Source organism: Streptomyces sp. SM18, from assembly GCF_002910775.2.
Classification (GTDB): domain Bacteria; phylum Actinomycetota; class Actinomycetes; order Streptomycetales; family Streptomycetaceae; genus Streptomyces; species Streptomyces halstedii.
This window is the reverse complement of the sequence record NZ_CP029342.1, coordinates 3,955,960-3,973,995: the sequence shown is the minus strand read 5'-3', so window position 1 is coordinate 3,973,995 and position 18,036 is coordinate 3,955,960. Positions and strand designations below refer to the sequence as shown.

Annotated in this window: 18 protein-coding genes; 9 read left to right on the top strand and 9 right to left on the bottom strand. The window is 70.5% G+C overall.

Annotation, left to right across the window (positions count from 1 at the left end):
• The first annotated feature begins 54 nt into the window (after positions 1-54).
• The 7 genes from B9S64_RS17885 to pstB all read left to right on the top strand — a co-directional run bounded on the left by B9S64_RS17885 (position 55) and on the right by pstB (position 8,435).
• Positions 55-2,304 carry an RNA degradosome polyphosphate kinase gene (locus B9S64_RS17885; protein WP_103488433.1) on the top strand — a complete coding sequence of 750 codons (2,250 nt, stop codon included), beginning with the start codon at positions 55-57 and terminating at the stop codon, positions 2,302-2,304.
• On the top strand, positions 2,291-3,271 hold the full coding sequence (locus B9S64_RS17880) for a CHAD domain-containing protein (RefSeq protein ID WP_103488434.1): 981 nt from the start codon (positions 2,291-2,293) through the stop codon (positions 3,269-3,271). The genes B9S64_RS17885 and B9S64_RS17880 overlap by 14 nt, the downstream gene beginning before the upstream one ends.
• The gene (locus B9S64_RS17875) at positions 3,268-3,669 is read left to right on the top strand and encodes an NUDIX hydrolase (protein ID WP_103488435.1); all 402 of its coding nucleotides are present in this window, start codon (positions 3,268-3,270) and stop codon (positions 3,667-3,669) included. The genes B9S64_RS17880 and B9S64_RS17875 overlap by 4 nt, the downstream gene beginning before the upstream one ends.
• Before the next feature lie 535 nt (positions 3,670-4,204).
• Positions 4,205-5,341, top strand: a complete 1,137-nt coding sequence (pstS, locus tag B9S64_RS17870) for a phosphate ABC transporter substrate-binding protein PstS (RefSeq protein WP_103488436.1) — start codon at positions 4,205-4,207, stop codon at positions 5,339-5,341.
• A 170-nt stretch (positions 5,342-5,511) separates the two neighbouring features.
• Positions 5,512-6,507: a phosphate ABC transporter permease subunit PstC gene (gene pstC, locus B9S64_RS17865; RefSeq protein WP_103488437.1), complete on the top strand. Its 996-nt coding sequence runs from the start codon at positions 5,512-5,514 to the stop codon at positions 6,505-6,507.
• On the top strand, positions 6,504-7,586 hold the full coding sequence (pstA, locus tag B9S64_RS17860) for a phosphate ABC transporter permease PstA (RefSeq protein ID WP_103488438.1): 1,083 nt from the start codon (positions 6,504-6,506) through the stop codon (positions 7,584-7,586). The genes pstC and pstA overlap by 4 nt, the downstream gene beginning before the upstream one ends.
• Positions 7,587-7,658: 72 nt before the next feature.
• Positions 7,659-8,435, top strand: a complete 777-nt coding sequence (gene pstB, locus B9S64_RS17855) for a phosphate ABC transporter ATP-binding protein PstB (RefSeq protein ID WP_028439573.1) — start codon at positions 7,659-7,661, stop codon at positions 8,433-8,435.
• Positions 8,436-8,633: 198 nt separating this feature from the next.
• On the opposite strand, the gene B9S64_RS17850 is transcribed toward pstB, so the two are convergent.
• Together B9S64_RS17850 and B9S64_RS17845 are read right to left on the bottom strand one after the other, a co-directional pair.
• A complete protein-coding gene (locus B9S64_RS17850) occupies positions 8,634-9,632 on the bottom strand; it encodes an inorganic phosphate transporter (RefSeq protein ID WP_103488439.1) in 999 nt (332 codons plus the stop codon).
• A 5-nt stretch (positions 9,633-9,637) separates the two neighbouring features.
• Positions 9,638-10,258, bottom strand: a complete 621-nt coding sequence (locus B9S64_RS17845; protein WP_093526302.1) for a DUF47 domain-containing protein — start codon at positions 10,256-10,258, stop codon at positions 9,638-9,640.
• Positions 10,259-10,446: 188 nt separating this feature from the next.
• Here B9S64_RS17845 and B9S64_RS17840 point away from each other — a divergent pair, with 188 nt between their 5' ends.
• Positions 10,447-10,830 carry a metal-sensitive transcriptional regulator gene (locus tag B9S64_RS17840; RefSeq protein ID WP_103488440.1) on the top strand — a complete coding sequence of 128 codons (384 nt, stop codon included), beginning with the start codon at positions 10,447-10,449 and terminating at the stop codon, positions 10,828-10,830.
• A gap of 477 nt (positions 10,831-11,307) precedes the next feature.
• Here B9S64_RS17840 and B9S64_RS17835 read toward each other — a convergent pair whose 3' ends face one another.
• On the bottom strand, positions 11,308-11,520 hold the full coding sequence (locus tag B9S64_RS17835; protein ID WP_181012097.1) for a hypothetical protein: 213 nt from the start codon (positions 11,518-11,520) through the stop codon (positions 11,308-11,310).
• A 98-nt stretch (positions 11,521-11,618) separates the two neighbouring features.
• Positions 11,619-12,509: a hypothetical protein gene (locus B9S64_RS17830; protein WP_181012098.1), complete on the bottom strand. Its 891-nt coding sequence runs from the start codon at positions 12,507-12,509 to the stop codon at positions 11,619-11,621.
• A gap of 154 nt (positions 12,510-12,663) precedes the next feature.
• Between B9S64_RS17830 and B9S64_RS17825 the strand changes: the two genes are divergently transcribed.
• Positions 12,664-12,855 carry a hypothetical protein gene (locus B9S64_RS17825; RefSeq protein WP_103488443.1) on the top strand — a complete coding sequence of 64 codons (192 nt, stop codon included), beginning with the start codon at positions 12,664-12,666 and terminating at the stop codon, positions 12,853-12,855.
• Positions 12,856-13,093: 238 nt separating this feature from the next.
• On the opposite strand, the gene B9S64_RS17820 is transcribed toward B9S64_RS17825, so the two are convergent.
• The 5 genes from B9S64_RS17820 to B9S64_RS17800 all read right to left on the bottom strand — a co-directional run bounded on the left by B9S64_RS17820 (position 13,094) and on the right by B9S64_RS17800 (position 17,957).
• On the bottom strand, positions 13,094-13,828 hold the full coding sequence (locus B9S64_RS17820; protein ID WP_103488444.1) for a phosphatase PAP2 family protein: 735 nt from the start codon (positions 13,826-13,828) through the stop codon (positions 13,094-13,096).
• Between the two features lie 300 nt (positions 13,829-14,128).
• The gene (locus B9S64_RS17815) at positions 14,129-15,151 is read right to left on the bottom strand and encodes a bifunctional lytic transglycosylase/C40 family peptidase (protein WP_103488445.1); all 1,023 of its coding nucleotides are present in this window, start codon (positions 15,149-15,151) and stop codon (positions 14,129-14,131) included.
• An 81-nt stretch (positions 15,152-15,232) separates the two neighbouring features.
• On the bottom strand, positions 15,233-15,712 hold the full coding sequence (locus B9S64_RS17810; protein WP_374936015.1) for a hypothetical protein: 480 nt from the start codon (positions 15,710-15,712) through the stop codon (positions 15,233-15,235).
• Positions 15,713-15,786: 74 nt separating this feature from the next.
• Entirely contained in the window at positions 15,787-17,562 is a 1,776-nt protein-coding gene (locus B9S64_RS17805; protein WP_103488446.1) for an alpha/beta hydrolase, read from the bottom strand.
• The gene (locus B9S64_RS17800; protein WP_308460728.1) at positions 17,556-17,957 is read right to left on the bottom strand and encodes a hypothetical protein; all 402 of its coding nucleotides are present in this window, start codon (positions 17,955-17,957) and stop codon (positions 17,556-17,558) included. Before B9S64_RS17800 ends, B9S64_RS17805 begins: the two co-directional genes overlap by 7 nt.
• Between the last annotated feature and the right edge of the window lie 79 nt (positions 17,958-18,036).

The following is an 18,036-nucleotide window of genomic DNA, read 5'->3' as shown; positions in this document are numbered from 1 at the left end:
TTCTTCCACGGCTCCGACGCGCCCAAGGAGCCGAACACGCGGAAGAATAGGTCCATGAGCCAGCAGCCCAGCTCCGAGGTTCCGGTCCCGCCCGCCCAACCGTCCGTCGGCTCCCTCGCCGCCCAGCGGCCCCACGCCGTGGCCGGCTCCTCGGTGTCCTCCGGTCTGTCCACGGCCGGCGACCTGGAACCCGACCTGGACAACGACCCGGACACCTACGAGCCGGAACGGGACGGCGGCGAGCTCCCTGAGGGCCGGTTCCTGGACCGGGAACGCAGTTGGCTCGCGTTCAACGAACGCGTTCTGGAACTCGCCGAAGACCCCACGACCCCTCTCCTCGAACGGGCCAACTTCCTCGCGATCTTCGCCTCGAACCTGGACGAGTTCTTCATGGTCAGGGTGGCCGGCCTCAAGCGCCGCATCGCCACCGGGGTCGCCACCCGCTCCGCGTCCGGGCTCCAGCCCCGCGAGGTCCTCGACCTGATCTGGAACCGCTCGCGCGAACTCATGGCCCGGCACGCCGCCTGCTACCAGCAGGACGTGGCCCCCGCGCTCAGTGACGAGGGCATCCAGCTGATCCGCTGGCCCGAGCTGACCGAGAAGGAACAGGCCCGCCTCTTCACCTTCTTCCGGCAGCGGGTCTTCCCCGTACTGACCCCGCTCGCCGTCGACCCGGCGCACCCCTTCCCGTACATCTCCGGCCTCTCGCTCAACCTCGCCGTCGTCGTACGCAACCCGGTCAGCGGCCACCGCCACTTCGCCCGGGTCAAGGTGCCGCCGCTGCTCACCCGCTTCCTGGAGGCCTCCCCGCAGCGCTACGTCCCGATAGAGGACGTCATCGCCGCCCACCTCGAAGAGCTCTTCCCCGGCATGGAGGTCCTCGCCCACCACATGTTCCGGGTCACCAGGAACGAGGACCTGGAGGTCGAGGAGGACGACGCCGAGAACCTGCTCCAGGCCCTGGAGAAGGAGCTGATGCGGCGCCGCTTCGGCCCGCCGGTCCGCCTGGAGGTCGAGGAGTCCATCGACCCGTACGTCCTGGACCTCCTCGTACGCGAACTGAAGATCTCCGAGACCGAGCTGTTCCCGCTGCCCGGACCGCTCGACCTCACCGGGCTGTTCGGCATAGCGTCCCTGGACCGGCCCGAGCTGAAGTACCCCAAGTTCGTCGCCGGCACCCACCGCGACCTCGCCGAGGTCGAGTCCGCCTCCGCGCCCGACATCTTCGCCGCCCTGCGCGAACGCGACGTGCTGCTGCACCACCCGTACGACTCGTTCTCCACCTCCGTCCAGGCCTTCCTGGAACAGGCCGCGGGCGACCCGGACGTCCTCGCCATCAAGCAGACGCTCTACCGCACCTCCGGCGACTCCCCGATAGTGGACGCCCTGATCGACGCCGCCGAGTCCGGCAAGCAGGTCCTCGTCCTCGTCGAGATCAAGGCCCGCTTCGACGAGCAGGCCAACATCAAGTGGGCCCGCAAACTGGAGGAGGCCGGCTGCCACGTCGTCTACGGGCTCGTCGGCCTCAAGACGCACTGCAAGCTGTCGCTCGTCGTCCGCCAGGAGGGCGACACCCTGCGCCGCTACTCCCACGTCGGCACCGGCAACTACCACCCCAAGACCGCCCGGCTCTACGAGGACCTCGGCCTGCTCACCGCCGACCCGCAGGTCGGCGCGGACCTCTCCGACCTCTTCAACCGGCTCTCCGGCTACTCCCGCCGCGAGACCTACCGCCGACTGCTGGTCGCCCCGAAGTCCCTGCGCGACGGGCTGGTCACCCGGATCGACAAGGAAGCCGGCCACCACCGCGCCGGACGCCCCGCGTACGTCCGTATCAAGGTCAACTCCATGGTGGACGAGGCGATCATCGACGCCTGTTACCGCGCCTCCCGGGCCGGAGTGCCGGTGGACATCTGGGTGCGCGGCATCTGCGCGATCCGCCCCGGCGTCCCCGGGCTCTCCGAGAACATCCGGGTCCGCTCCGTCCTCGGCCGCTTCCTGGAACACTCCCGGGTCTTCGCCTTCGGCAACGGCGGTGAACCCGAAGTCTGGTTCGGCAGCGCCGACATGATGCACCGCAACCTCGACCGCCGGATCGAGGCCCTGGTGCGCGTCACCGACCCCGCCCACCGGGCCGCCCTCTCCCGGCTCCTGGAAACCGGCATGTCCGACACCACCTCCTCCTGGTACCTCGGCCCCGACGGTGACTGGACCCGGCACTCCACGGACGCGGACGGCCAGCCGCTGCGGCACGTACAGGAGATGCTCATCGACGCCCGGAGGCGCCGGCGTGCGACACCCTGACCACCCGACGACGCCCTCCGCGGCCGACGTGCTCGGCCCCTACCTGCGCGAACAGGCCGCCTGCTTCCTGCGCGGCCTGCGCCTGCACCGCGAGGCCCCCGCGGACGGCGGTACCCACGGCGCCGAGGAGGCCGCCGCGGCTCTGCGCCACGCGGCCCGCCGCATCAGCGGCACCCTGCGCACCTTCCGCACCGCCCTCGACCCGGCCTGGGCCGACCACCTCCGTACGGAACTGGTCTGGCTCTCCGGCACCCTGGCCCGCGAACGCGCCTACGCCGACCGGCTAGGACGGCTGCTGGAGGCCCTGCACCAGCTGTCGGGGACCTCGCTCCCGGCGGCCAGGACCTCATCGCCGCCCCCCGGGGACGGCGACAGGGAACGGGCCGCGCTCGGCATCGGCGCCGCACGGGCCGGCGCCCTCCTGGAACGCCGGCTGACCCTCGCCCGGACCCGCGCCCACTCCGAGGCGCTCCAGGCACTCGGCTCCTCCCGCTTCCACGCGGTCGCCGACGCCGTGGCGCTGCTGGCCTCGGAGGTACCACTGGCCCCCTGCGCCGCCGGACCGGCCACCGAGGTGCTGTACGCCCCGGCCGGACTGGCCGAGCAGCGGGTGCACACCGCGGTCGCCTCGCTGCCGGCCGACGAGGCGGTGGAGCCGTACGACGAGGCCCGGGACGCCCCCTGGCACCGGACCCGGGTGCTGCTGCGGCTGCACCGGTACGCCCACGAGGTGGTCCGCCCGGCCGCCGACCCGGCCCTGACGGGCGCCGGACACGCCCTCGACCTGCACCGGGACGCGGCGGAGGCGGCCTCGGCGGCGTCCGCCGCGGCCCGTACCCCGCGGATCGCGCCCGCGACGGCGTACGCGCTGGGCGTGCTCCACGCCCACCAGCGGCACGAGGTGGGAGCGGCCCGCGCGGTGTTCCGGGAGACCTGGCCGTACGCCGCGGCCGTGACCGCGCCATGAGCGGCCCCGTACTCGCCGCCGGGTGCGTGCTGTGGCGCCGCACCCCGGACATCGAGGTCTGCCTGGTCCACCGCCCCCGCTACGACGACTGGTCCTTCCCAAAAGGCAAGCTGAAGCGGGGCGAGACCGCGCTCGAAGGCGCCGTGCGCGAGGTCCTGGAGGAGACGGGCCACCACTGCGTCCCGGGGGCCGTCCTGCCCACAGCCAGGTACCTGACCGACGGCCGCCCCAAGGAGGTCAGCTACTGGGCGGCCGAGGCCACGCACGGCAGCTTCGTGCCCAACGCCGAGGTGGACCGCCTGGCCTGGCTCCCCCCGTCCGTCGCCCGCCCCCGGCTCAGCCGCCCCGGCGACCGCGTCCAACTCGACGCCTTCCTGACCACCCTGCCCCACCACTGACCCACCACCGGGCCCCACCCATCCCACATCCCACACCCGGTCCCGGCCACACGCACGCGCCGGGCCGCACCCGCCCGACGGCCGGTCCGGGGGCGTGCAGGAGGGTCCCCGCAGGGTGACGAACGGATTCCCGGGCACCCCGGCGTGCAGCTGGAAACGTTCGTCGCCCGAGGAGACACTCCGGAGGGCCCCCGGGCCACCCCCACGCACCCGGGCACCCCGGCACCCCGAACCCCGACCGGGACCACCCCAGCCCGTCCGGCGCTTGAGGACAAAACCCCGCACCCGGGACCCCGCACGCACCCCCGACGCACAGCCCACCGCGCCACGGACCCACGGACCCACCCCCCATACCCCCCGGAACCAGCCCGCCCGGCACGGTTCACCCTCCGTTCACTCTGCCCCGTGGGCCGCTTCACCTGTTCTGCCTAATTTCGGACGTACCCGGTGCACGGCACCAAGCCACCGCACCACTCCTCATCGCACGCCGCCTCGCACCCCAGCCGCGGCGGCTCCTGGAAGGAACACCCCGAAAGTGAAGCTTCAGCGCAAGAACCGGCTTCGTGCCACCGCGCTCGGTGCCCTCGCCGTCTCCGGCGCCCTGGTCCTCACGGCGTGCGGTTCGGACGACAACAGCGGCGCCGACGCGGACGCCGGCGGCAAGACCACGGCGGCCGCGTCCACCATCGCGTGCGACGGCGCCAAGGGTCAGCTGCGCGCCTCCGGGTCCAGCGCCCAGAAGAACGCGATGGACCTGTGGGTCAAGAACTACATGGCCGCCTGTTCCGGCGTGCAGGTCAACTACAACTCGTCCTCGTCCGGAGAGGGCATCGTCGCCTTCAACCAGGGCACCGTCGGCTTCGCCGGCTCCGACTCGGCGCTGAAGCCCGAAGAGGTCGCCGAGTCGAAGAAGATCTGCGGGACCGGCCAGGGCATCAACCTCCCGATGGTCGGCGGCCCGGTCGCGATCGGCTTCCACCTGGAAGGCGTCGACAACCTCGTGCTGGACGCCCCCACGCTCGCCAAGATCTTCGACACCAAGATCAAGAAGTGGAACGACCCGGCGATCGCCGCGCTCAACAAGGGCGCGAAGCTCCCGGACAAGGCGATCCAGCCCTTCCACCGCTCCGAGGACTCCGGCACCACGCAGAACCTCGGCAAGTACCTGGCCGCGGCGGCCCCGAGCGACTGGAAGTACGAGGCCGAGAAGAAGTGGCCCGCCCCCGGTGGCCAGGCCGCGTCCGGCTCCTCCGGTGTCGCCTCCCAGGTGAAGGCCGTCGACGGTTCGATCGGCTACTTCGAGCTGTCCTACGCCGCCTCGCAGGACATCAGCACCGTGGACATCGACACCGGCGGCGCCGCCCCGGTCGAGGCCACCTCGGAGAACGCCTCCAAGGCCATCGCCGCCGCCAAGATCAAGGGCACCGGCAAGGACCTGGCGCTCGACCTCGACTACACCACCAAGGCCGAGGGCGCCTACCCGCTGGTCCTGGTCACGTACGAGGTCGTCTGCGACACCGGCAACAAGGCCGACACCCTCGGCACGGTCAAGTCCTTCCTGACCTACACCTCCTCCGAGGACGGCCAGAAGGTCCTCACGGACGCCGGCTACGCCCCGATCCCGGAGGCGATCAACGCCAAGGTCCGCGAGACCGTCGCCGCCCTCTCGTAACCCGCGCGGCCCCGCGACCCGCGGCCCCGCAACCCGCAGAACCTCGTAACCCGCACGACCTCGCGGGCGGCCGGTCCGGCGCACCCCTCCGGACCGGCCCCCGCCCCCGAACCATCCGGTGCACCGCCGCCAGGGGAGCCAGCCGCTCCCCCACACAGACCGGAAAGACGATGGCTTCCACCACCACACCGCTCGACAGCCCACCGGCTCCGCCCGCCCCACCCGGCCGGCCCCGGTCCACCGGGCGCGTCGGCGACAAGATCTTCATCGGACTCTCCCGGGGCTCCGGCATCCTGCTGCTCGTGATCATGGCGTCGATCGCCGTGTTCCTCAGCTACCGCGCCGTCCTCGCGATATCCAAGGACGAGGGCAACTTCCTCACCACCCTCGACTGGAACCCGGCCGGTGACCCGCCGGTCTTCGGCATCGCCGTCCTGCTCTTCGGCACCGTCGTCAGCTCGGTCATCGCGATGGTCATCGCGGTCCCGGTCGCCGTCGGCATCGCCCTGTTCATCTCGCACTACGCGCCGCGCAAGCTCGCCGCCCCCCTCGGGTACGTGATCGACCTGCTCGCCGCCGTGCCGAGCATCGTCTACGGCATCTGGGGCGCCCTCGTCCTGGTGCCGTACCTGGAGGGCCTGAACCTCTGGCTCGACCAGTTCTTCGGCTGGACGTACGTCTTCGAGAAGACCGAGGTCGGCATCGCCCGCTCGCTCTTCACCGTCGGCATCCTGCTCGCGATCATGATCCTGCCGATCGTGACCAGCGTCAGCCGCGAGGTCTTCCTCCAGGTCCCCAAGATGAACGAGGAGGCCGCGCTCGCCCTCGGCGCCACCCGCTGGGAGGTCGTCCGGCTCTCGGTCCTGCCCTTCGGCCGCTCCGGGATCATCTCGGCGTCCATGCTGGGCCTGGGCCGCGCCCTCGGCGAGACGATGGCCGTCGCCACGGTCCTGTCGCCGAGCTTCCTCATCTCCCTGCACGTGCTCAATCCCGGTGGCGGAACGTTCGCGCAGAACATCGCCGCCAAGTTCGGCGAGGCCGACGAGTTCGGGCGCGACGCCCTGATCGCCTCGGGCCTCGTCCTCTTCGTCCTGACCCTGCTGGTCAACGGCGCGGCCCGGCTGATCATCGCCCGCCGCAAGGAGTACTCGGGGGCCACCGCATGAGCAACGCCACCACCACCGACGTCCAGGACGACCGTCCCCGGACCGCCCCGAAGCCGCCCGGCACCGGCCTCAGCAGCCGCAGCCTCCCCCGCTGGGCCCCCCTCGGCTTCGCCGCCGTGGCCCTCGCGCTCGGCATCGGTACCGGCCTCGCCGCCGGCTGGCACAGCCGTACCCAGTGGGGCCTGATCGCCGCCCTGCTCTTCCTGGTGATCTCGTACGTCGTGACCACGGCCGTCGAGAACCGGCGCCAGGCCAAGGACCGCCTCGCCACCAGCGTCGTCTGGGTGTGCTTCCTGGTCGCCGTCGTCCCGCTCGCCTCCCTGCTGTGGACGACGGTCAGCCGCGGCGCGGCACGCCTGGACGGGTACTTCCTCACCCACTCCATGGCGGGGGTCCTCGGCTCCGAGGACACCGGCGGCGTCTACCACGCGCTGATCGGCACCCTGGAGCAGGTCGGCATCGCCACGGTGATCTCCGCGCCGCTGGGCCTGCTGACCGCGGTCTACCTGGTCGAGTACGGCAAGGGCGCGCTCGCCAAGGCCGTCACCTTCTTCGTGGACGTGATGACGGGCATCCCGTCCATCGTGGCCGGTCTCTTCATCCTGTCGATCATGCTGATGGCGAAGATCGAGCCGTCCGGCCTGATGGGCGCGCTGGCCCTGACCATCCTGATGGTCCCGGTCGTGGTCCGCTCCACCGAGGAGATGCTCAAGCTCGTCCCCAACGAGCTGCGCGAGGCCTCCCTCGCCCTCGGCATCCCCAAGTGGCGCACCATCCTCAAGGTGGTCCTGCCCACCGCGATCGGCGGGATCACCACCGGCGTCATGCTGGCCATCGCCCGCATCGCCGGGGAGACGGCCCCGATCATCCTGCTGGTCTTCGGCAGCCAGCTGATCAACACGAACCCCTTCGAGGGCGCCCAGTCGTCGCTGCCGTTCTACATCTACGAGCAGTACAAGGTCGGCGAGGCCGCGTCCTACGACCGCGCCTGGGCCGCCGCCCTGGTGCTGATCGCCTTCGTCATGATCCTCAACCTGGCGGCCCGCGGCATCGCCCGCTGGAAGGCCCCCCGGCGATGACCACGCGGCTCAGCCACGCGCCCGCCGCTGACGCGGCCCCAGCGACTTTTCGAAAGAAGCAGTGATCTCACCATGGCCAAGCGCATCGACGTCGGCGGCCTCACCGCCTACTACGGCTCCCACAAGGCCATCGAGGACATCTCGATGACCGTGGAACCCCGCTCCGTGACCGCCTTCATCGGCCCCTCCGGCTGCGGCAAGTCCACCTTCCTGCGCACCCTGAACCGCATGCACGAGGTCACCCCCGGCGGCCGCGTCGAGGGCAAGGTGCTGCTGGACGACGAAGACCTGTACGGGGCCGGGGTCGACCCGGTCACCGTGCGCAGGACGGTCGGGATGGTCTTCCAGCGCCCGAACCCGTTCCCCACCATGTCGATCTTCGACAACGTCGCGGCCGGCCTGCGCCTGAACGGCTCGTACCGCAAGAGCCGGCTCGCCGAGATCGTCGAGAAGTCACTCCGCGGCGCCAACCTCTGGAACGAGGTCAAGGACCGCCTGAACAAGCCCGGCTCCGGCCTTTCCGGCGGCCAGCAGCAGCGCCTGTGCATCGCCCGCGCGATCGCGGTCGAGCCGGACGTGCTGCTGATGGACGAGCCGTGCTCGGCGCTCGACCCGATCTCGACCCTCGCCATCGAGGACCTGATCGGCGAGCTGAAGGAGCGCTTCACGATCGTCATCGTGACGCACAACATGCAGCAGGCGGCGCGTGTCTCCGACCGCACGGCGTTCTTCAACCTCGCCGCGGTCGGCAAGCCCGGCCGGCTGATCGAGATCGACGAGACGGAGCGGATCTTCTCCAACCCGTCCGTGCAGGCGACCGAGGACTACATCTCCGGCCGCTTCGGATAACCCCAGACGGCCTTGCGGTGCTGCATGGCGGTGCCACCACAAGGCGAAGGGTCCGCCCCCGCTCCCCGGACACGTTCCAGGGAGCAGGGGCGGACCCATGTGCGTCGGGGCGTCTGCGTACCGGACGGACCGGAGAAGGCGGTACGGGCGGCGGGCGGCGTAGGCCGGAGAGAGCGGTGAGGGGCGGGCCGAACCGCGTCAGCCGAAGAGCAGGAACACGACACCGTAGCTCGTCGCGGCGACGATCGCCGCGGCCGGCATGGTGATGAACCACCCGAGGATGATGTTCTTGGCCACGCCCCAGCGCACCGCGTTCACCCGCTTCGTGGCGCCCACGCCCATGATCGCCGAGGTGATCACATGAGTCGTGGAGATCGGCGCGTGGAACAGGAACGCCGAGCCGAACATGATCGACGCGCCGGTCGTCTCCGCCGCGAACCCCTGCGGCGGGTCCAGCTCGATGATCTTGCGCCCCAGCGTGCGCATGATGCGCCAGCCACCGGCGTACGTCCCGAGCGACAGCATCATCGCGCAGACGATCTTCACCCAGACCGGAATCTGGTCGTTCGGGCCTTCCACATCGGCGATGACGAGGGCCATCACCACGATGCCCATGGTCTTCTGGGCGTCCTGCAGACCGTGGCCCAGGGCCATGGCCGCCGCCGAGACCGTCTGGGCGATACGGAAGCCGCGCTTGGCCTTGTGCGGGTTGGACTTCCGGAACATCCACATGATGGCGACCATCACCAGATAACCGATGACCAGACCTATGACCGGGGACAGGAACATCGGGATGACGATCTTGGACAGCACGCCGTCCCAGTGCACCATCGTTCCGCCGGCCAGCGCCGCGCCGACCATGCCGCCGAACAAGGCGTGCGAGGACGAGGACGGCAGGCCGTAGTACCAGGTGATGAGGTTCCAGATGATCGCGCCGACCAGCGCCGCGAAGAGGATCCCCATCCCCTTCTGTCCCTCGGGCGTCGCGATGAGGCCTTCGCTGACGGTCTTGGCGACCCCCTGGCCCAGGAAGGCGCCGGCGAGGTTCATCACCGCGGCCATCGCCAGAGCCGCACGCGGGGTCAGCGCCCGGGTGGAGACCGAGGTGGCGATGGCGTTCGCCGAGTCGTGGAAGCCGTTCGTATACGTGAAGCCGAGCGCGACGCCGATGGTCACGATCAGCGCAAAGGTGTCCACGAGGTTCAGGACTCCTTGACCGCGATGGTCTCCACGGTGTTGGCGACGTGCTCGAACGCGTCGGCCGCCTCTTCCAGCACGTCGACGATCTGCTTGAGCTTCAGCACGTCCATGGCGTCGTACTTGCCGTTGAACAGGTGCGCCAGCAGCTTCCGGTGGATCTGGTCGGCCTGGTTCTCCAGCCGGTTGACCTCGATCCAGTACTCGGTGAGGTTGTCCATCGTGCGCAGCCCCGGCATCGCCTCGGCGGTGAGCTCGGCCGCGCGTGCCAGCACCTCGATCTGCTGCTCGACCCCCTTGGGCAGCTCCTCGATCTGGTACAGGACGACCAGGTCGACCGCTTCCTCCATGAAGTCCATGATGTCGTCGAGCGAGGACGCGAGGTTGTAGATGTCCTCGCGGTCGAACGGTGTGATGAAGGAGGAGTTCAGCTGGTGGAAGATCGCGTGGGTCGCGTCGTCCCCGGCGTGTTCCGCTGCCCGCATACGCTCCGCGATCTCGACCCGGGAGGCAGAATCCGCCCCGAGCAGTTCCATCAGGAGCTTGGAGCCCGTGACGATGTTGTCCGCGGACGCGGAAAACATGTCGTAGAAGCTCGTCTCCCTGGGGGTCAGACGAAAGCGCACGTGGGGTCCTCGGGGTGCTTTGGATTCGGTCAGGCTGATGCTAGGCGCATCATCCGGCCACGGCTAACCGGCATTCTTCAGTGTCGCGCATCGGGTGCGGCGATCAGCACGGGCCCCCGGTCACGTTTCGGATGTATTCGTTACGCTATACCCGGCAGGGGTATACAGGAGAAAAGCGGGAGGACCCCATGACCACGACAGACGCCACCGGCGCGACGGCTGCGGAAAGCACCACCGAGCCCGGTGGCGAATCCGGCGGGGAAGTGATCGTCACCGATCACGACCGCGGTATTCACGGCTACCACCATCAGAAGGCCGAGCATCTCAAACGCCTGCGCCGCATCGAAGGCCAGGTCCGCGGCCTCCAGCGCATGGTGGACGAGGACGTCTACTGCATCGACATACTGACCCAGGTCTCGGCCTCCACCAAGGCCCTCCAGTCCTTCGCGCTCCAACTGCTGGAGGAGCATTTGCGCCACTGCGTCGCGGACGCCGCCGTCAAGGGCGGCGAGGAGATCGACGCGAAGGTCGAGGAGGCCACCAAGGCGATCGCCCGGCTGCTGCGCACCTGAGCCCCGCCGCGCTCCGCCCCGCCTCCGCCCCGCCTCCGCCCCGCCGCGCGTCACCCGGCGGGGCGGCCACGCGCCGGTACCGCTACCGGTCGCCGCCGGGTGACCGGACGGTCACAGCCTGGTGGTGGGAGTCGCCGAGGTCACAGGGGAGGGGACGGGCGGGAGTCGAGGAGTCACCCAGGCCGGCCGGAGTCGCGCCTGGACCCGGCCGCCGAAGTCGCGCCGTCACCGGGAACCGGACGGGGTCGCGCCGTCACCGGGGACGGAGGGCCCGCCGGGAACCACCCGGGACCACCGCCCGGCGCCACCCAAGCCACCCGGGACAGAGCTACGGCCACGGGGAACAGCCCGGGACAGCGATGCGGCCGCCGGGAACCGCCCGGGATCGCCCGGATCGCGGTGCGGCCGCCGGGACAACGCTGCGGCCACCGGAACCGCCCGGGACCGCAGGAGGCGGCACCGCGGCCGGCCGCCGCCTCACAGCCGGTGGTAGAGCTGTTGCCGCGGCACGGCGGCCGCCCGCTCGCAGCCGTCCGCCCCGACGTTGAGCACCTCGTCGATCCGGTCCGGGCTCAGCCGGTCCTCCAGCGCCGTCGAGGCCGCGATCATCAGCTCACCGCACAGTTCGATCTCGGCAAGGGCCACCCGGTCCTGGGCGGTCGGAGCGCTGAGCGTCACCACCTGCGTCACCTCTCTCTGCCGTCGCCGACTCCGGGCGCACCAACTTCCCAGCGTAGAGATCGAGCCACGCCCGCGCATGGCACGGACGGACCATTTCGGCCCCCTCCCTACGGGGCTTCCGGACCATCCGCACCCTGCTGGACGCTCCCGGTGTAGATGTCCGCCTCCGGCGGCAGCTCCACCGAGACCGTGGCCCCGAACCCGTACAGCAGCATCGTCGAGACCACCGTGACCGGTGGTCCCTGCGCCGCGAAACTGAACCGGTGACGCACCTTGCGCAGCAGCCCGTCGTCGTCGAGGTACACGTCGAACGCCACCGCGTCCGAGCTGAACCCTTTCGCCGCCGCGGCCATCGCCCCGCGTGACGCAGGCGAGGCCGCCCGCGCCGCGCGCCCCAGGTCGGCCGTCCCCCGGTAGTGCCGCACCGCCACCCCGGCCAGCTCCGTCCGCCCCACGTACCGCACCTCCCCGGCCCCACGCAGCAGTTCGGCGGCGGCCATGGGGTCGGTGACACCGCCGGTGACCAGGTTGCCGTCCTCCAGGACCGTCGTGTCGATCCGCACCCACTTGTCCTCGGGCACCCCCGCGCCACGGTTCTTCATGTACAGCACCCCCGGCGCCAGCAGCTCCGTGATCGGCGGGTGCCCGTCCGGTGACCCGGTGACGTCCTTCGGCAGCACCACCCTGATCCGGCCGAGCTGCCGGCGGAAGTCGTAGATCCCCTGGCCCCGGATCGTCACCCGGGTACCCCCGGCCGCGGTCTCCATGGACGTACGTGTCTCGGCGCTGCCCGCACGCGACAGCGCGTCGGCCGCCGCACGGACCACGGCGGCCGAGGCGTCCGCCCCGCTCACCCCGGTCACCGCCCGGCCACCGGTCCCGCTCTCACCGCCCGCGGCCGGACCCGAGCACCCCGCGCACACCGCCACCGCACCCGCCACGGCGAGGGCGCACACAGCCAGTGCCGCGCCCCCGCACCTGTGCTGCCGCACCACCATCGCCTGCCAACCCTCAACGACCGTACGTCTGACCGAGCTTCCGCCCGTCTCGCCTAACGACCACCGGGGCGCCCCGTCACGCCGCGCCACCCCCCACGCAAGCCGATCGGCCCACCCGTCCCCGCGTGGAGGATGCCGTGGGTACCGTGGACAGGTGTACGAGGACTCCCCGGTTCCCCCGGATCCCGCCGCCGAGACGGCCACCCCGGCGCACACCGCCACCACCGTCGAGCGGGGGTCGTTCTGCCTGGCCCGCTGTACCTGCGGCTGGTCGGGCCCGGCCCGCCGCTCCCGCGACCTGGCCCGCACCGACGCGGCCGGACACCCGGCGGCCGTCCCGGGCTGATCCGGCCTTCAGAAGCGCGGCGGGCTGCCGCGCGCCGGAGGAGCGCCCTGGACCGGCCAGCCGTACCCGTACCCGTACGCCGAAGGGGGCGTCCCGTACGGGACGCCCCCTCACATGCACACACACGCTCACACGTCACACGCTCACACGCGTGCGACCACACCCGGCGGCACCGACGGTCGGCGTCGTCCTGGGTGGACGACGTGCGGCCCGCACCGGCCCGCCCTGTCCGCGCGGACTACGCCGCGAGATCCTTCTCGCCGGGCGCGCCGCCCCGGCCCGCTCCCGGCCGCGGCTCGGGAATGCCACGCGCATCGCCGCGCCCGTCGGCCGTCTCCATGACCGGCCGCCGCGAGCGGACCAGCCAGCCGGCCGAACCGGAGCGTGCCACCGCCCCCATCAGGGGCGTCAGCAGCATCATCGCGAGCGGTGCGAGGAGCAGGGCCACCGCCGTACCGAGCGCGAAGCCTCCGATGACGTCGGTCGGGTAGTGCACACCCATGTAGATGCGGCAGAAGCCCTCCAGCACCGCGAGCACCAGCGCGATCAGGCCGAACTTCCGGTTGGCCACGAACAGCCCCACCGCGATCGCCATCGCCATCGTGGCGTGGTCGCTGACGAAGGAGAAGTCCTCCTTGCCCTGCACCAGGACTTCGAGCCCCTGGTGGTCGTTGAACGGGCGCGGCCTCTCGACGAACCCGCGGATCGGAATGTTGATGATCAACGCGATCCCGGCCGCGAGCGGCGCCCACACGAATCCGGCGACCGCGGTCACCGAATCCTCGGTCGTCCCGCGTCGGCGTACGCTCCACCAGCACCACAGGCCGACCAGGACCAAGCCGAACATGATCCCGTACTCACCGACGAACTCCATGACCCGGTCGAACCAGGTAGGAGCGGCTTTCGCCAGCCCATTGATGTCGTAGAGCAGGCTGACGTCGGGGTTCGACCCATCGAGTGCGAGTCCAGCCATCTCCTGCGGCCCCTTGCCTTGTCTGCTGCCGCGACGCACAGCGGCGTGCGTCGCCTTGGTCGGACCCCCGTGATCGGTGCGGATCCCCTCACGCGTGACACCGTGGTGTCATGACGCGTGACCGCTCTGGCCAGTGCCGCATGGTCAGTGCGCATGCTGTACCAGTCCAGGGAACGGTCCGGCGGCCCGTTGCGTTCCGCCCTCCACCGAATGATCACCATGACGTTATCGAAGAGAGACTCGTCGTCGCAGCTCAGGGCCGGGGTTTTACGGAGAGTTCCAGCCATGGCCGACTCCCCGTCAGCTCTGCGGCAGCGCGGTCGGAAGCGCCGCCGCCCCGTCCTCGGTGACCCTGGTCGCGCCGAAGTAGTCGGGCGTGTCGATCTTGTCGAACCGGATGACCGCACCGGTGTACGGCGCGTTGATCATGTACCCGCCGCCGACGTAGAGGCCCACGTGCCTGATGGTCCGGGAGTTGGTCAGATCGTCGGAGAAGAACACCAGGTCCCCCGGGAGCAGCTCGTCCCGCGAGGGGTGCGGCCCGGCGTTGTACTGGTCGTTGGCCACCCGGGGCAGCTCGATGTCGACGGTCCGGTACGCGGCCTGCGTCAGCCCGGAACAGTCGAACCGGCCGTCTTGGTCCGCGGTGCCGTTCCCGCCCCAGAGATAGGGCGTACCCAGCTTCTTCTGCGCGAAGTAGATGGCCCCCGCGGCCTGCCGGGAGGGCGAGACCCGCCCGACCGGCTCGGCGAAGCTCTTCTCCAGCGAGCGGATGATCTTGACGTAGTTCTGGGTCTCGCTGATCGCGGGGACCCCGCCGGACTTGATCACCCGGTAGGCCCCGGCGTTGTAGGCGGCGAGCATGTTGTCGGTCGGATCGCCCGCCACCTTCTTGACGTACCCGGCGAGTTCGCAGTCGTACGAGGCCGCGGACGGGATGGCGTCCGCCGGGTTCCATACGTCCCGCTTGCCGTCGTTGTCCCCGTCGATGCCGTGCGCGGCCCAGGTTCCGGGGATGAACTGTGCGATGCCCTGCGCGGCGGCGGCGCTCTGGGCACGCGGGTTCCAGCCACTTTCCTGGTACAGCTGTGCGGCGAGGAGGGCGGGGTTGATGGCCGGGCAGAGGTTGCCCCACTTCTCCACGATGGGCTTGTACTGAGCGGGCACCGCCCCCTTGGCCAGCCCGACCGCCCCGCTCGCCCCGGCCATGCCGGCGGCGGCGGAGTACGTCCCTACGACGAGCAGGGCGATGAAGCACAGGCCGAGCCCGAACGCACCGCCGACGAACACCCAGTATTTCCGCACGCAACAACCATCCCCCATCCGGGCGGGGTTCACGTGCCGATTCGCTGGTGTGTACGGATGGGTGGGTGCATGAGGGGGCGTCAGGGGCGGCCACGGAGGTCAGGGGGCGCCGGCGGACCAGAAGGGGGAGCGGATGTTGGGGCGGGGAAGCGGATAGACGCCCTCGTAGGCCGGGCCGTTCGGCGGAGTGGTCGACTCCGCCACCTCGGACTTCTCGACACAGGGGCTGTCGGCCTCGAAGAACGCCTGCCCCTTGCCCCCGAAGCTCAGACTGACGCCGAACCCGTCCGCCGTGCGCGCGTAGATCGCGGGAAACTCCACATCCTTGTTCACGGATGTGATCCGGTAGCCGGTGTCTCGCCAGTACCGGTCGACGATTCCGAGAAAGCTCCCTCGCCGGTCAAGCGAGACAACAGTCATCACTACGCGCATTCTGGAAACATCGCACCCACCGAGACTGGTCGGCCCATGCGCCCATTGCAGCGGCGGCTTGATCTCGTTGAGCACGTCGTCCAGGATTCTGTCCGCACGGCCGGCAGCCGCTTGCATATCCATAGCCTCGTATCCCTCGTCATTCATCGAGGTGGCATCACTCGCACACCCCAAGATGGGGCAACAGACCAAGCTGAAAAGCGTAATCAGCCACAGGGACCTCAACGCGGCTCCTCGAACTTGACCGCGTCCGAACGCCCAGCAATGATCAACGCAATACTATCCGCGGAGCCGTTGTCCTTTTCGGGCCCCACATCAAAATATTGCGAGTGCGCGGCAAAGCTCCCACTGATCAGAGGCGGCCCTTCATCCGCGTGGAATCGTCTGGCACCGAAGGCGCTGCTCGCCGGATCCTTGCCGAACCAGAGATCGTCGTGCCCACGGTCGAGCAGTCCTCCCACCACATATCCAACCGGCCCCGCAGCGGCAGCCAAGCGCCCTTGCATCTTCGACGGCACTTTGGTGACCACGTCGTTCTCCGCCGCACCGACGAAAACGTGGTCCCCGCCCACTCCCAGGTCCTCGGCCCGGTCAACTCCGACCCCAGGGCTACCGACGAAGACAACCTCAGCGACGCCTGGCGTCTGCCCGCCCTGCATCGCAGCCCCCACGGTCCGCGACCCATATGAATGACCAATAGCCGTCATATGCGGATGGTCGTTCGCATTAGTGACTGCCAATCCCCCCATGAAGGAACTCAATGCGCGGCCGCCCACTTCGGCACGCTCGTCTCCCATCACGTCCGCACTGCTCCACCCGTCAAGGAGCTGCGGAGCGTCATACCCCAGCCACGCAATCGCCGCACTCGAATGATCGTATTTTTGTGCGCCTTTCGCTGTATCCCAAGCTCTCTTGAGGTCCCCCTCCGCGAACTCCTTGTCCAGCGAGGTGTTCAGTCCCGGCACATACGCCGCCACGTTCCGCGCCGTGTCGGGGTTCCCGTAGGACACGATCGCTCGGCCGTTACCCTCGTCGCTGATGCCCAGCAGGAACATCGGAGGGTGGGTCCCGGCCCTCAGCTGCCGGTCGATCTCGCGTAAGCCCGCCAGTTGCGCGACCGACCTGCTGTCGTCCCGGCCGTCCAGCTTCCCGATCAGCAGTTGCAGGTTGTCCCGGTTGGCCGCGTCCCGGACCGCCGCCGGGATGCCGTCCAGGTTGCCGATCACGTCCGGGTACACCGCCAGGTACTCCTCGCGCTGTTCCTGCCCGAGGCCCGCCCACCACGCGTTCCGCTCCGCCGGGGTCGCGTCCTCGGGGATGCCGTCCCGCAGGTAGTTCCTCGCCGCGGCCCGGACCTCGGCCGCGTCGGCCGCCGCGTCCTTCCACGTCGAGGTCGGGACCTTCAGGCCCTCCTCGGCCTTCAGACGCCGGAGGATCCCCGCGTAGCGCCAGTCGATCTCGGCCGCCGCCCGCACCGCGCCCGCCACCCGGTCCGCGATGTCCTGGGCCTTCGCGGCGTTCGGGTTCGGGGCGATCAGGCCCGAGGGGGCCACCAGGCCCGGCGGGCCGCTCGACGCCGCCGTACCGCCCTGGAGCGGCCGGCCGTCGAGCAGGCCCTCGCCGGCCGCCGGGTACGCCACCGAGCCGTCCGCGTGCACCGTGAACTTCAGCGCCGCCGCGTCCTCCAGGGCCTCCGCCAGCACCCGCTGCTGGGCCTTCAGCTCATGGGCCAGGCTGTTGAGGGCCGTACGGATCAGCCCGCACTCGGTGTGCGCGTACTGGAAGTTCCCGTGCAACTGGTGCAGCCGTGCGACCGCCGACTCCGCCGCCTCGCTCCGCTGGGTGTCACGCAGACCGTTCAGCAGGTGCGTGCCCACCCGGTCCCGTGCCGCGTCGGCGCGGTTGCCGACCTGGCCCCACCCGTCGGCCGCGCCTTCAAGTTCCGCGCATTCCAGGTCACGTAACGCCGTCCAGGTCAGACCGCCCGCGCTCACCATCGCGCCCCGGCCCTCCCGGCAACCGACGTGAAGGACGACCGCACGGTCTCGTCCGTCCCGCCCAAGGTCCGGGCCACGGCCCTGAACGTCCCGGTGAGGCTCGCGCACTCGCCCTGGGCGGCCGCGAAGCGCCGCTCCCAGGACGCGCGTACCGTTCCGAGTTCGGTGAGAGCCGACAGCGCGCCCGATCCGGCGGTCAGCCCCTGGTGCGCCACGGCCAGTTCGGCGGGCACGGGCCCGAGGTGTGTACGGAGCGCCTCCGCGCCGTCGGCCGCCCTCACCCACGGTCCGTCGCTGTGCCGCAGCACCGTCCGGTCGTCGCCCCCGGCCGGCCCCGCGAGGTCTCTCAGCCTCCGCACCCCGGTCACACCGCTCACCCCGGTCACACCGCTCACCCCGTTCCTGATCGTGGAGCGGCACTGTGCCAAATCCGGCGTACCCGACACGCCCGGCACATCCGTCACCGGGCTCGCC